The following is a 14,055-nucleotide window of genomic DNA, read 5'->3' on the forward strand; positions in this document are numbered from 1 at the left end:
TCGTTTTTCCCCTCCTTTCATAGTCCCATGCCCTCAATTGCTTCCTCAAAAGAAGTGCTTTTCCCAGCCGTTTCTTCTTGCCATTTCCTTTGATCCCAAATTTCAAAATGATCTAAACGGCCCACCAGTACTGCCTCTTTCCCAATCTGTGAATGCTTTCTTAGTCTTTCCTTGATTGATATCCTTCCTTGCTGATCCCAGCTCACCGCTTGAGAAATCTGAGCCAGGAGCTCTAGTTGTTGTCTGATCGGGTCTTGCAATCTTAAAGTTTCAATCTTTTGATGAATTTCTTCCATCCAGGACTCTGGATAGACTTTCAAGTGGTGAAATTTGGAAGGAAAAACAAAGAGCCGACTATCATAACCTTCCTGCCTCCATTCGGAAGGAACAGTTATTCTTCCTTTTTCGTCAAACGCATGCTCAAAAATGTCTGTATAGGTAGCTCTCTTTTTCCCCATAATTGGATTTTATTCCATTTTTCTCTATTTTCTTCCATTTTTCACCACTATTATTCATACTCAAAGTTTTCTTCCCTGTCATTAAAAACTTTTGGTTTTGGATAAAACTTTTTGCTTGATTTTTTGTTAAATTTCTCTCCTTGCTATTAAGCAAAGCTATCTCATCGATCCTTATCTTGATTTTTTTTAAGAAATAAAAAAACTCTATTGGTTGTTTTCCAAAAAAGTCTTTTCATCGAAAGGACTGATACGTAATCATAAGGACTATGGAAATTCCCTCGCTTTCTTCATTCCATCCGGTTCAATTTTTCGATCTTTCTCAAACACGCCATCAAAAATTGTTCCATACTGCAGAAAAGATTTGGCAAGTCCTCTCCCTAATCGGAACTTATCTAGAAGAAATTCTAAGCCCTGGTCTTCATGGAGAAATTGCCCAGAGCTGTTACATCGGCCCAAAAGTCTATGTGGGCAAGGGAACTATTATCTATCCTGGAGCAATGATCGAAGGTCCTGCCTGGATCGGAGAAAACTGTCAAATACGCACAGGCTGTTTCATAAGAAAAAACGTTATCATCGAAGAGGGTTGCATTCTGGGCAATTCTTGTGAATTCAAAAATTCTTTTCTCTTTAAAAATTGTCAAGTGCCACATTTCAATTATGTCGGAGATTCGATATTAGGAACTAAGGTCCATCTTGGAGCTGGAGTGATTTTATCTAATTTGAAACTCGATGGATCCGAAATCAAAATAAAGTATAATGGGAACATTTATCCCACTGGTTTAAGAAAATTCGGAGCGATTCTGGGGGATGGTATCCAAATTGGATGCAATGCCGTCCTTAATCCAGGTTCCATTCTGGGTAAAAAAACGGTACTCTTTCCTGGAGTTATTTGGCATGGGGTTCTTCTGGAGGAAGGAAAAGTCATCAAGTATAAGCAAAACCTAGAAATTACTTAAAACTAAAAAAGTCTTTAAATTCTTTTTGAGATAAGAAAAGCCAAAAACCAAAAGAACAGACCCAAAACCAAAAAAATGGGGAAAAGCTCTTCTTTTTTTGTGACAACGATTGGTTCAAAAGGGATCTTTTTTTTGGTATCAATAGCCTGGAAAGCCGAAAGAATTGCATTACTATCGGTTGCTCTAAAATATTCTCCACCAGTCAATTGAGCTATTTTCCGTAAGAGTTCTTCATCCACTTCAGAAATTACTGTTTGACTCCCGATCTTCCGTCTTTCTTCATCTAAGACAGGCATTGTTACCTCCCCACTTAATCCCGCCCCGATAGCAAAAACAGGTATAGAACTTCGGGCCGCCAATTGGGCAGCCTCCAAAGGCAGGAGATTTCCACAATTATTTGCTCCATCAGTCAGAAGGATCAAGAATGACCCAATTTTGTGTCGTGCTTCTGACTCTTTTTTTCCCTCAAGACGGCTTAAAGCCAGGCCTAAGGCATCTCCAATAGCCGTTCCATCTTCGATCGCTCCTGCCTGTAATTGATCAATCTTTCTTTTTATCCACTGATGATCAAAAGTCAAAGGACATACGGTATAAGCTCTTCCAGCAAAGGCTACTAATGCAATACGGTCGTTGACTCTTTTATCTAAAAAGGCTTTGACCACATCTAAAACGACGTCTAACCTGCTGACCATCTTTTGATCAATTTCATAATCTTCGGCAAGCATGCTCCCAGAAATATCAAGAACAAGGACGATATCGTAGCCTTCTTTCCTTATGGGGATTTTGCCTTTTTCTTCCTGTGGGCGAGCAAGCGCAATAATAAACAACACAAAAGCAAGGTAGCAACAGACTACAGGAAGCTTATTGATCGATCCTTGTCTTTCCGTTCCCACCCATTGAGAGGCAAAAGGGAGAAAAAAAGGTTCTTCTTTTTTATACCTCCGAAAGAACCAAACAAGAGGTAAAAGCAAAAGCAAGAAAAAAAATGAGGGATTTGCAAAAACAACAAGAGCTACCATGGAACTATATAAATACAATTATTTAATGGTTGAGCGTTCAGCAAAAAAATGCAATAGATCCGCAAAGATGGACTTGCCAACGGTAAAAGAGCATCTCGAAGACCGATTGGGAAAGAGGCTATTCCAATATTTTTCTCTTTCTAACCTCCACTGTTGCTGTCTTTTTTTTGTTTCTGGTTTGCTAGGATCGATTTTGACCACTTTGCCAGCAACCGGATCAAAAGCCAAAAAACTTTCTTTTATAGGCATCGTTTGTTCCCAGGGATCCTCAACTCGAAAACCAAGAATTTCAAAACGCTGAGACAAAGCGAACCATTGTTGAGGGATCGGTCTTAGAGGGAAATCTCCGATCCAAAACAATATGGTATTTCTCGGTAAAATTCTTTGGAGAAAAGACCAGGGAATTTTCACTGGTTGTTCTAACAGAAGGGAGGGTGGAGCCAAACTACAGATCTTCACCATGTTAGACAAAACTTTTTTTCTTCCTTTGGCTGGCGGAATAAACAAATAGCCACCAGGAAAAACATGGACTATACCTAATCTATGTCTAAAACCGGTGGCCAGAATGGCTAAAATAGCTGCAATTTCCATAACCGTCTCTCTCTTGGTCATCGCTCCCGAACCAAATAACAGTGAAGGACTATCTTCGATGACTATGACAATGACCAACTCTCGTTCCTCAACATATTTCTTCCTGTAGAGTGCTCCAAGCCTGGCCGTGACATTCCAGTCTATATCCCTAAAATCATCTCCAAACTCATAGGCCACTACCTGGTCAAACTCCTTCCCCTTGCCTTTGAAAACCGATCGATATTCTCCTGAAAAAAGGTAGGTTGAGGTGGTTTTTATCGTCCATTCAATACGATGCAGAAGCCGCAAGGCCTCTTTAACTTTTTCTTTTGAAAAAACGAAAGGTTCAGCCTCTTTCTTCGCCATATTCTGTGGGAATGGAAACAGTTTTAAGAATTTCTTCGAGGATGCTCTCCACCGTCTTGCCCTCGGCTTCGGACTCATAACTCAATCCAACTCTATGTCGTAGAGAATCGATATAGAGTTCCTGAATAAATTGAGGACTTAGGAAATCAGAACCTCTGATCCAGGCAAGAGCACGGCTTGCTTGGAAAAGGGCAAGAGAGGCCCTAGGAGAGGCTCCATAGCTCAACCTTTGAATGCCCTCAGAAGAATTTCTTACGGCCTCCCTAGTCGCCCGTACCAAAGCCAGTATATAATGTTCAGCCATAGGACTAACAAAGACCTGATCAATTTCTTTCCTTATCTCCCGTATTTCCTCAGGGGAAGAGACCGGGCTTATTTCTGGCTCCTCTGTCAACCTTCCCCAAAGCCTCAGCATTTTCATTTCCTCTTCTTCCGAAGGATACCCAATAATAAGCTTGAATAAGAACCGATCGGATTGTGCTTCAGGCAATGGATAGGTACCCTCCTGTTCAATCGGGTTTTGTGTCGCCATGACAAGAAAGGGATCAGGCAGTCGATGAGAAGTCCCTCCAATGGTAACCTGTTTTTCTTGCATGGCTTCCAATAAAGCACTTTGAACTTTGGCTGGAGCTCTGTTGATTTCGTCAGCTAACACAAGGTTGGCAAAGATGGGACCTAAATGTGGAAAAAAGCGGCCCTCTTTGGGCTGAAAAATCATCGTTCCTACCACATCGCTTGGTAGAAGATCTGGAGTAAATTGAATCCGTTCAAACTTCAGACCAACCGCTTTAGCAATCGTTTTGATAAGAAGTGTCTTAGCCAACCCAGGCATGCCTTCAATGAGAATATGACCTCCAGTTAGTAATCCAATCAACAGTCTTTCAATGATTGTTTGGTGCCCAATAATTGCTTTTTTGATTTCAGATAACACTCTTTCTGACCATTCTTGACCTCTTGTCATAGGATTGCATAAAACTACTGGACTTTATCAGCATAATCAAAGGAGTTTTTGGCTATTTGATGAGAAAACTTCTTGCTACTCCTCTTCTTACCGAGAAGGGTCCTAACTTTTTCTGTGGAAGAAAACATAAAAAGGCTATATTTAGAATAGGATTCTTTTCGAGAGAGAGTTTCGGAAAAAAAATTGATGAATTCCTTCTCATTCTAGGACATTAAAATAGGATAGGAAAAGTGAAAAATAGACTTATTAATGTTTTTTCAGCCATTCTTACTTTTTTTGTTTTTTTACTAATAGCTGTTGGAGCCATGGTGACCAGTACCAATTCAGGTATGGCTGTTCCGGATTGGCCAACAACTTTTGGCTACAATATGTTTAGCTTTCCTCTATCCAGATGGATTGGAGGAGTTTTTTACGAGCATAGTCATCGGCTCGTTGCTTCGGCTGTCGGTTTTTTAACCATTATTCTTTTCTTTCTTCTTTTATTTAAAGAAAAACGCGCCTGGGTCAAATGGGCAGGCTGCTTTGCTCTTATTCTTGTTATTTTTCAAGGAATCCTTGGGGGACTGCGAGTGGTTTGGATGAAAGATCAGATTGGGATTATTCATGCTGCACTGGCTCAGGCTTTTTTGGTGCTTGTGGGTATTATTTGGCTGTCCACTTCTAAGTATTGGATAACCGAGAACCACTTGCAAAAAGACAATTATTATGTGGGAGGGACCAAAAACATTCCCCTTCTTTTTTTATTCCTTTCTCTCATTGTTTATATCCAGCTTCTTTTAGGAGCGGCTATGCGTCATGCACATTTAGGACTATCCATTACCGATTTTCCGCTTGCTTACGGGCAAATTATCCCCAGACTCACTCCTGAGGATCTGGCGAATATTAATGCAAAAAGGCAAGCCATGGGATTGCCTCCAACAACCCTTGGCCAGATTCATCTACAGCTTGCCCATCGGTTTGTTGCCCTGGTTATTTTCTTACTTACTGTCTTTTCTTTTTTTGTCCTTAAAAAAAAGGCCCCCAGCTCCTCGGTTCTTTCTATGGCTAGGCTCTTACACAGCCTGGTGGCTCTACAGATCGTTCTAGGAGCCTTCGTCATTTGGACAGGAAAAGAAAATATCATTACCACCGCTCATGTTCTTGTGGGTGCTGCCATCTTGTTCCTCTCTTCCCTCATAACGGTTATCCTTTACCGAGGAGAATGGTTGATCAAAACCAAGCAAAATGACTTAAGGGTGTTGTTCAATCCTTCTTCGACCTACTCCAACCCTGGGCAATGATCGCTTCAACAACCATTTCCTCTTTTTAGTTTAGATATGAAAAGCTTTAAGACAGAAACTTCAAACCAACCTCAGAGAGAAAATGGATTACTGCAGAGTTCCCTGAAGCCCACATTGGCTCGTCGTCGCTCTCTGTTAAAAGATGTTGCTGAGCTCATCAAGTTCCGTCTTACCCTTTTGGTGCTAACCACCACTTTTTTCGGTTTTGTTTTAGCTTCAGGAAGTTCTTTGGATATAGGAAAAGCCCTTCATGTTGTGGTCGGCACTGGACTGGTCGCTGCTTCGGCTGCTGTATTAAATGAAGTACTAGAAAGTCGTCAGGATAGCAAAATGTCAAGAACAAAAGACAGGCCACTGCCAGCACATCGTCTTGACGCTATAGAGGCTGCAATTACTGCCATTATTGGAGCCATTGTAGGATTTCTCTATCTGTGGAATTTTTCTAATCTTATGGCTGCTAGCCTTGCCCTTTTAAGCCTTATCGTTTATGTTGGAATCTATACCCCTCTTAAACAGATAAGCCCGTGGAATACCTGGATTGGAGCTATATCTGGTGCCCTTCCTCCAGTCATTGGCTATGCTGCACAAGAGGCAAACATCCTGCACGTAACACCAATCTTCCTTTTTTGCATTCTCTTTTTCTGGCAAATGCCACATTTCTATGCCATTGCATGGATTTACCGAAGCGATTACAAAAAAGCCGGTTTTAAAATGCTTGTTGTAGTAGATTCTAGTGGCAAAAAATTGACACTGCAGAGTCTTCTATTCTGTTTTTTGTTAATGATGGCTTCTCTTTTGCCTTACTTCACTCATCAGGCAGGGCTTTTATATCTTTGGGGATCTCTCCTACTAGGCATGCTTTTCTTTTTATCCGCCCTCTTTTTACACCTCAAAAGAAATTTAACAGCAGCTCGTCTTCTTTTCTTTGCTTCAATTGCCTACCTACCATTGCTCTTTACTCTATTAGCCATTTGCTGGAAAAAATAGAGTGCTTTCTTACCCAATCAATCAATGATCCGATTCATCGATCCCAGCTACAGTTCTTTGATATGCCAACGGGCTAATTGGCGGTTGGTCGGTAGCAGCCATTTTTTTGGATTGCAAGATCAACACCATATTCTGGAAATCAAAAGTAACGATAAAAGACTTCAAAAAGCTATTCCCTACAATCGCTCCGATGTGGAACCCTTGCTTATGCTCAATGGCAGGTGGAAAATCATAGCTTTTCCCAATATCGGCCTTCACGTTTTCCATGACAATATTCCCAATCTGTATTTTCGGAACAATCGTGTAAATGGAAGGATATCTTCCGCCTCTTCTTAAACCGATCATCCAACCCCCATATCGAGGCAAATGAAATTTCTCAAGCATCCATTCAGAAAAGGTAAAGGCTCTTCCCACATCCAAGCTATCCACCATAAAAAAGATTCCTTCTTGATCATTAATCTTTCCTTGAATAAGAATCTGTCCTCCTGGAGTTAAGTAAAAAGGAAGCCTCGTAACCGATCCATCTTTTGTCTCTAGAAAAGACCGTTCAGAAAAAGAGCCCTCTCTTTTTTGTAAGAAAAGCTCTTTTTTCGGATAATCTATCGTCACATTAAATTGTCTCATCATATCTGTTCCTATTACCCCATGGACAATCTGGGGCACATGACGAGGAAAAAGATAGGTTCCTTTCCATCGGGCTAAAAGGATGGGAATTCTTTCTATTTTCATATTTCCGATTTGCATCGATTGGATAATCCCTGTTCTAGCTCGAATAGACCATTTGCCAGCAAAGTTGAACCAGAACTGCAGGGCAATGACATCAAGAAGCCTAATCTCTTTTACTTTTTCATAAAGGTCCCTATCCAGAGCAGTGAACGAACTGCGAGTATCCAGAAAAAGCGAGACTTTTTTCCTGCATATTTTTACCGGAATAATCACAAAAGGATCAGAATCATCGAGTTTGATACTAGTCTGTGGCTCCAGCACATCGAATGCCTTTGGTTCCAGTTGAGTGAGAAGGTTGGCAGTCCACCCTTCCCTAATCTCATTTAATAAGTCAGCCGATTGTTCGAGCTTTCCCTCTCTATAATAACAAATTGCCAGTAGCCTCTTCATCTCGGTATCTTCAGGATTTAATCTCAATCCCTTTTGGAGAAACCTACTAGCATCTTCAAGTTGGTTTTTCATCAAAGCCACCCACCCAAGGATCTTTAATGATTTCCAGTCCTGAGGATCACGGAGGGAAGCTTCAAAGGCTACACGAGCTGCCGCCTCTATCCTCCCTTCATGAAAAAGGCGGCTTGGGTTTTGCCTATCTATTGCCTCAGAGATCGACTCTGAAAATCCATGGGAACAGAAAAAAAAGCATAAAAGGTTGGCAAGGAACCAGGAAAAATTTTTAACTCCCTCTTTATTGGAGAAAGAAAAAAGAGGATTGAAAAAACCTATACCCATCTTTGTCTTTTTGATGCATAATCCCTAAAAAAGCAAATGAAACTTCACTACAAAAGCATTCGAATACTCCTTTTCGACTGTCTTTTTATCAATGGCGATCTGATACCCAATACCAAAATAAAGTTTCCAATCATCTTTGAATCGAAATCTTCCCACTAAAACTTCAGGGGTAACAAAAAGTCCAGGAGCTCCAATAAAGAAAAGCTGATCGATGCTTGAAGTAGAATTAATTTCGATTGTTGGAGTTACGTAGCCAATTCTATATTGCAGGGCAATGTTATAAAAGTAGGGTATACCGAAGGTTCTATTGGCTCCATCGGCCCATTGACTTCCTAAATTGATCATAAAATCAAAATTTCCAAAGCCTTTGCCAAAGAGGACAATAGGATCCCAGATCCAGTGTGCAGGATAGTCTGGAAGAGTTTGTCCTAGAGGAGAGTGAGCGGCAAGCATGACCGAAAAGACATAATTTTTCTGTCCTTCAGGAGAAGACATAATTCTGTTTTTAATTAAAAAACTTTCCCCTCGAAACCCATCGAGCCGGCCTTCTCCAGGGTAATAAATGTATTGTGGCAGAGAAAAAGCAAATTCCAGGGTTGGACCAACAATTAAATTGACTCCTTTACCTGCTCCCATATCCCATCTTTTATTCCCGTTTGGTAATGTTTGATCGTAGACATCGTATCGAATGCGTTGCTCCAACCTTGGAGTTTCAGTCACAAGCGGGGTAAGCCAGGTTGTTTGTCTGTTTCTTGTCTCTTCGGTCATCTTCCGCCACTTCCCTATCCATCCTTTCCCATAATCGGCTTGATTCATCGTTTCAACGATATCTTGCACAGCAATCTCTTCCCCAGGCCAAAATACTGTATCAGCCCTCAGAATCCCCCTCGTAGAAAGAAGGACCATGGGGACTAAAAGAAATAAACAAAAAACTCCAATAGAAAGAGAGAAGTGAGTAGTAGGAGACCATTTCTTGGCAAAGCAGAAAAAAAAATAGAAACAGTAAAAAAGATAAAAAAAATATAACACTGACTATAATTCAAAATAAATAGTTAGTTATAAAATTCTCTTTTATGTTTAAATTGAGGATATGAAGAAAAGTTTTATTTTTCATTCAGCTATTTGCCCTTAATAATCCTTTTATTAAAAAGAGCATGGAACGATAAAGGAAATTGTTGACTCTCTTTATTCTTTTTTCCAGTTTTCAATGATTGAGGATACAGTGGAAAGCTCTACGCCGTAAAATTTGTGAAGATATTCTAGCCCACTTTCCTGTTCTTGAGGACTAAAGGCACACACACAATCTACGGGTACAATCGTATGATAGTTTAAAAAGAAGGCATCGGCAGCCGTATGCCTTATACACAGATGGGTATGCAGACCCACTAAAATAATGGTATCCACCTTCAAAGATCTTAATACTAGGTCCAGCCCTGTTTCCCTAAACCCACTATAAGTTCTTTTTTCGAGCACGATATCGGCTGGGCTAGGGGCCAGTTCTTTGATAATAGAAGCTCCAGGAGAACCTTTCATGGCATGCTCCCCCCAGATTATCATTTCTGGATCGCTTGGAAGATGAGCATCCCCAACATAAATAACCGGCTTTTTTTTAGCTCTTGCAGCGATACTTAATTTTCTGATCGGTTCTATAATCTTTGCTGCTTCTCTAGAGGCAAGCTTCCCCCCTATGAAATCTTCAAGCATGTCAACAATGACCACAGACTCCATAGAGATTTTTATTATTGAAGTTCCATTGGAAAACACCCTCACATTATCCTATGAACCTACTTTTATAGCAGCTTTTTTTCGTTCATTCGAATCTAATATTTTTTTTCGAATCCTTATCTTTGTTGGAGTGACCTCAACAAGTTCCTCACTACTAATGAATTCAATCGCTTCCTCAAGCCTGAAAATCTTCGGTGGTTCTAGTCCAATGGCTTTGCCTTCGCCTTGAGAACGGATATTCGTCAAGTGCTTTGCTTTGCAAGGATTAACAAGAAGATCCCCAGGTCTTTTATGTTCTCCAACGACCATCCCTTCATAAATTTCTTCACCTGGACCAATAAAAAGGATGCCTCTTTGCTGGAGGTTTTCCAAAGCATAAGTTGTCGAAATACCTTTTGCAATCGAAACAAGAACCCCATTACTCCTTATTTCAATTTCTCCCTGCTTAGGGCCATATTCATGAAAGAGATGACTCGCATAGCCTTCTCCCCGGGTCAGATTAACAAATTCAGTTTCAAATCCAATTAAGCCCCTTGTTGGAATTAATGTTTCCATAAAAACCCTCTGCTGACTATTTCTCATCATGCGAATATTGCCTCCCCTTTTCGAAAGCATTTCCATAACTGGGCCAAGGCATTCTTGTGGGATATCTACCGATAATAACTCATAAGGCTCGAAGAGGATACCAGAAGAATCAGCTTTGTAAATCACTTCTGGCCGGCTAACCATAAGCTCGTACCCCTCTCTGCGCATTTGTTCGACAAGAATAGCTATCTGCATGGTCCCTCTACCACTAATTTCAAAAGTTCCAGGCACATCCGTTTCTTCAACTCTAAGCCCTACATTGGTTCTTACTTCTTTGAGAAGCCTTCCATAGATGTGTCTGGCTGTCAGAAGTTTTCCCTCTTTGCCTGCTAAAGGCGAATCATTGACCACGATCCGCATGCGAACCGTAGGCGGATCTACTTCTATTCGTGGCAGTGGAATAGTATCCTCTACATCTGCTATCGTATCTCCAATGTAAACTTCTTCTAAACCAGCTATTCCGACTATATCCCCAGCAGAAGCTTCGGAAAGCTCTATCCGTTCCAACCCTTTAAAGCCTAATATAGCCGTGACGGTTCCACGACTCGTTTTCCCAGATTTTTGATAAGAAAAGAGAGGAGAACCCACTTTAATTTTACCAGAAAAAATTTTGCCAATCGCAATTCTGCCTAAATAATCACTGTAGTCCAAGTTGGCGACTAAAAGCTTAAAAGCTGGATCCTGAGAGACAGTCGGAGAAGGGATATGAGTCAAAATAGCTTCAAAAAGTGGCTTGAAGCCATTCTTCTTATCTTCAACTGAGATTTCTTTTTTCCATTCTTTCAAAGCGATGCCTTCTTTGGCAGAAACATACAATACGGGAAAGTCTAGCTGCTTATCAGAAGCCTCTAATTCAAGAAAGAGTTCGAAAATCTGGTCTAGAACCTTAATAGGCTGAGCATTTGCCCTGTCAATCTTATTAATGAGCACAAGCGGACTGAGATTTTGGGTCAAGGCTTTTTTCAAAACAAATTTAGTTTGCGCTTGAGGCCCTTCTACAGCGTCTACTAATAGTAAAACGCCATCAACCATCCCTAGACTTCTTTCTACCTCACTTCCAAAATCGGCATGCCCAGGAGTATCAATCAAATTGATCTTGTAATTCTCATACTGGAAAGAGGCATTTTTTGCTCGGATGGTTATCCCCTTTTCTCTTTCCAGGTCCATACTATCCATTATTCTTTCGGTCAATTGTTGGTTTTGCCGAAAGGAGCCTGACTGTTTCAACAATTGGTCTACTAACGTTGTTTTCCCATGATCCACATGAGCAATTATCGCAATGTTTTTTATCTTTTCCATAATCTAAACTTTATATACACACTATTTAATTAATTCTTCGTCCATACCTCAGCTATGGGTGAAGTAACAGGGAGTTACCGGATTGCGCTTTGAGCAATTTCGCCGCTGATCCCTGACTTGATGAAATCTCTAAGTAACCGCTACTATTATATAATACGCCAATTTTCCCCAATGGCAACTCACTATAGGTTTTTACACAGGGAGCTGCAAGCGTCATTTTCCCAATCTGCACTCGAACCAAATTCCCTTCTTTGATCCAGGAAGCCATTCCCATGGGTATATTGGTAATAATGTTACCAAAATGATCAATATAAAGGATTTGTCCAGATACACTCTGTCCAATCGTTGATGGAGGAGAGAAATTCAATAAATGAAGATTTTCTTTTGGTATTCTAGAACCAGTATTGTGAGGTTTGCCTCCCTTACTTAGATAGGCCGCCACGGGACCAAATATGTCCCTTCCATGAAAAGTATAACTTGGTTCTTGCCTTTTCCATATTTCTTTTTTATCCAGAGTCCACACCTCAGCAATCCCCTCTCTCTCCACAACTAGACTGAAAATCCCATTATCAGGACCGATATAAAACTTATGGGCTTTAGTTTCTAGCAGTATGCCCTTACGCTCCGTTCCTACCCCTGGATCCACTACGGCCACAAAAATAGAACCTGCAGGAAATTCCAGAGTCGATTGATCAATAAGAAAAGCCGCTTCGGGAAGATTATAAGGTTCAATTTCATGATTGAGATCAATTACCCGGGCAAAAGGATCTATGGAGTAAATCACTCCTTTTAGTTGTGCTACATAATGATCTTTTGAACCAAAATCGGTAATAAGTCCTATAATCGGCCTTGAATCAATAGCATGCTCCATATGAGACTTTTTATTACAGCCCGAATATATAATCATTGTTCCAGTCAATAAAAGCAAAAGAAAGCCTTTAGAATGGAGAGAGTTTAAAAATAAGGCTTTTTTCTCCATGTCAATCCCATTTTTTTATTATTAGGTAGGAAGAGAAACGCTGTTTTTCTTATTTTTTTTCCAAGTCAAGAAAAACAATCCTCCAATTAAGCTCCAGAGTATTCCAACGCTGAAAGATAATAATGAAAAACCCAAAGCAAGTTCTGGGTTAATGCCATAAGAACCAAACAGCAGCACCACTGCTCCTTCTCTTACTCCCAGACCAGAGATGCTGATCGGAAGGGATACTATAAGGGTTATCTCGACCATCACCACCGCTAGAAGCCATAAAGGCAAATGCATGTGAAGAGAGGCAGACACAAAAACAAACATTAGAATAGCCGACAGATGCACTCCTATAGAAAGAATACAAGCAGCCAGGATTCGGCCATAGCAATACTTAAAGACATCTAAAACATGGACAATATCCGTAAGGACCTGTTCTACCCTTTTCCATTTTCCTAGATATCTTTGCGATAACTTGATGCCAAATTTCAGAAGCATAGGGAGGGTAGCTAAAAATAAAAGAGTTAAAAGTGTGAGTCCTAAAAGAAAAAAAACCGCTTTTTGAAGGAAAGGTTGATCATTTAGTTGCCTATAAAACAATAGCCCAAAGGAAGAACCCAAGACAAGAAGTACAACCCCCTCAATCAGTCTATCAAAAAGGATGGAAACAGATACTGCCGTTTTGTTCCTCGGGAAAAGCTCCATAGCATAATAGATCCTCACAAAATCCCCACTAGTTCCCCCTGGTAAGGCAGCATTGAAGAATTTTCCAATCATTGCTAGCTCAAAGGCTGTCCAACCCCTAATAGGGATGTTTAAAGCAAAAAGCAGGAGTTTCCACCGCAGCGAAGAAAGAATAGTTTGTAAGGCACAAAATAAGAAGGCAAAACCAAGGAATAAAAGATCGATCGATTGGCAATAAGAAAAAAATTTCTGCCAGTTGAGCTTTGAACCTAAATAAAAAAGAAGAGAAAAAGAAACGAGGGTTTTGAGTACAATCCCCCAAAAATTTTTACTCTCCTTTTTTCCCTCAATTAGCTTTTGTTGAAGATCATTATTGAAGTCGACTGCAGCTGTATTCAAAGATTCTTTTTCAGAATTTATCGATTTTTTTTTCAACTCCCACTCCAATTGTTCTTCTATAGCTTATAATAGTAGCCTCTTATCATTACGATCCCTTTTCAAAAGAAAAAGCATAGATGACTCTAGCCCTCTGTTCTAACTTTTTCTACCTGTTCCTAAAAACATATTCGGGACTTGCTTACGCCTGATCCAAGTTCGTTCTTTTCGCCTTGGGTTTATGTCGGGATGCCCCGGGATTGCTAAGAAGGTTTCGTCCTCTGGGGAGGAGTAGGATAGAATTAGCGTGTCATCTTAACAATCAAAGAGAACATCTCCCCGCTGCCTGGAATCGTCCGCCCTGGAACAGT

General features: G+C 40.5%; 13 protein-coding genes. 3 read left to right on the forward strand and 10 right to left on the reverse strand.

Annotation, left to right across the window (positions count from 1 at the left end; all coding sequences use genetic code 11):
• Window positions 1-17 precede the first annotated feature (17 nt).
• Window positions 18-458 carry a division/cell wall cluster transcriptional repressor MraZ gene (locus QOL44_RS07550; RefSeq protein ID WP_009058409.1) on the reverse strand — a complete coding sequence of 147 codons (441 nt, stop codon included), beginning with the start codon at window positions 456-458 and terminating at the stop codon, window positions 18-20.
• 266 nt (window positions 459-724) lie between these two features.
• On the opposite strand from QOL44_RS07550, the gene QOL44_RS07555 reads away from it, so the two are divergent.
• Window positions 725-1,414 carry an acyltransferase gene (locus tag QOL44_RS07555; RefSeq protein ID WP_009058408.1) on the forward strand — a complete coding sequence of 230 codons (690 nt, stop codon included), beginning with the start codon at window positions 725-727 and terminating at the stop codon, window positions 1,412-1,414.
• A gap of 14 nt (window positions 1,415-1,428) precedes the next feature.
• Here QOL44_RS07555 and QOL44_RS07560 read toward each other — a convergent pair whose 3' ends face one another.
• From QOL44_RS07560 to QOL44_RS07570, 3 genes are read right to left on the reverse strand one after another with little or no spacing between them, the layout of a single operon-like run.
• A complete protein-coding gene (locus QOL44_RS07560) occupies window positions 1,429-2,433 on the reverse strand; it encodes a vWA domain-containing protein (protein WP_009058406.1) in 1,005 nt (334 codons plus the stop codon).
• Window positions 2,434-2,451: 18 nt separating this feature from the next.
• Entirely contained in the window at window positions 2,452-3,369 is a 918-nt protein-coding gene (locus QOL44_RS07565; RefSeq protein ID WP_009058405.1) for a DUF58 domain-containing protein, read from the reverse strand.
• Window positions 3,350-4,330 carry an AAA family ATPase gene (locus QOL44_RS07570; protein ID WP_009058404.1) on the reverse strand — a complete coding sequence of 327 codons (981 nt, stop codon included), beginning with the start codon at window positions 4,328-4,330 and terminating at the stop codon, window positions 3,350-3,352. The genes QOL44_RS07565 and QOL44_RS07570 overlap by 20 nt, the downstream gene beginning before the upstream one ends.
• Before the next feature lie 230 nt (window positions 4,331-4,560).
• Between QOL44_RS07570 and QOL44_RS07575 the strand changes: the two genes are divergently transcribed.
• Both QOL44_RS07575 and cyoE read left to right on the forward strand, forming a co-directional pair.
• Window positions 4,561-5,610: a COX15/CtaA family protein gene (locus QOL44_RS07575; protein WP_009058399.1), complete on the forward strand. Its 1,050-nt coding sequence runs from the start codon at window positions 4,561-4,563 to the stop codon at window positions 5,608-5,610.
• A 36-nt stretch (window positions 5,611-5,646) separates the two neighbouring features.
• Window positions 5,647-6,597: a heme o synthase gene (cyoE, locus tag QOL44_RS07580; protein WP_009058397.1), complete on the forward strand. Its 951-nt coding sequence runs from the start codon at window positions 5,647-5,649 to the stop codon at window positions 6,595-6,597.
• Window positions 6,598-6,618: 21 nt separating this feature from the next.
• Here the strand turns inward: cyoE and QOL44_RS07585 are convergent, their stop codons facing one another.
• The 6 genes from QOL44_RS07585 to QOL44_RS07610 form a co-directional block, all read right to left on the reverse strand.
• Window positions 6,619-8,052 (reverse strand): pepsin/retropepsin-like aspartic protease family protein, encoded by a 1,434-nt coding sequence (locus QOL44_RS07585; protein ID WP_009058394.1) that lies wholly within the window; start codon window positions 8,050-8,052, stop codon window positions 6,619-6,621.
• A gap of 24 nt (window positions 8,053-8,076) precedes the next feature.
• Complete coding sequence (locus tag QOL44_RS07590; protein WP_009058391.1) at window positions 8,077-8,958, reverse strand: hypothetical protein; 882 nt, start codon at window positions 8,956-8,958, stop codon at window positions 8,077-8,079.
• 279 nt (window positions 8,959-9,237) lie between these two features.
• Complete coding sequence (locus QOL44_RS07595) at window positions 9,238-9,780, reverse strand: cysteine hydrolase family protein (protein ID WP_009058389.1); 543 nt, start codon at window positions 9,778-9,780, stop codon at window positions 9,238-9,240.
• A gap of 48 nt (window positions 9,781-9,828) precedes the next feature.
• On the reverse strand, window positions 9,829-11,661 hold the full coding sequence (gene typA / locus QOL44_RS07600; RefSeq protein ID WP_009058387.1) for a translational GTPase TypA: 1,833 nt from the start codon (window positions 11,659-11,661) through the stop codon (window positions 9,829-9,831).
• 52 nt (window positions 11,662-11,713) lie between these two features.
• Window positions 11,714-12,640, reverse strand: a complete 927-nt coding sequence (locus QOL44_RS07605; protein WP_009058386.1) for an SAM hydrolase/SAM-dependent halogenase family protein — start codon at window positions 12,638-12,640, stop codon at window positions 11,714-11,716.
• A gap of 21 nt (window positions 12,641-12,661) precedes the next feature.
• On the reverse strand, window positions 12,662-13,744 hold the full coding sequence (locus QOL44_RS07610; RefSeq protein WP_009058384.1) for a lysylphosphatidylglycerol synthase transmembrane domain-containing protein: 1,083 nt from the start codon (window positions 13,742-13,744) through the stop codon (window positions 12,662-12,664).
• Window positions 13,745-14,055 lie beyond the last annotated feature (311 nt).

It is taken from the genome of Candidatus Methylacidiphilum fumarolicum (assembly GCF_949774925.1).
In the GTDB taxonomy this organism is placed as follows: Bacteria; Verrucomicrobiota; Verrucomicrobiia; order Methylacidiphilales; family Methylacidiphilaceae; genus Methylacidiphilum; species Methylacidiphilum fumarolicum.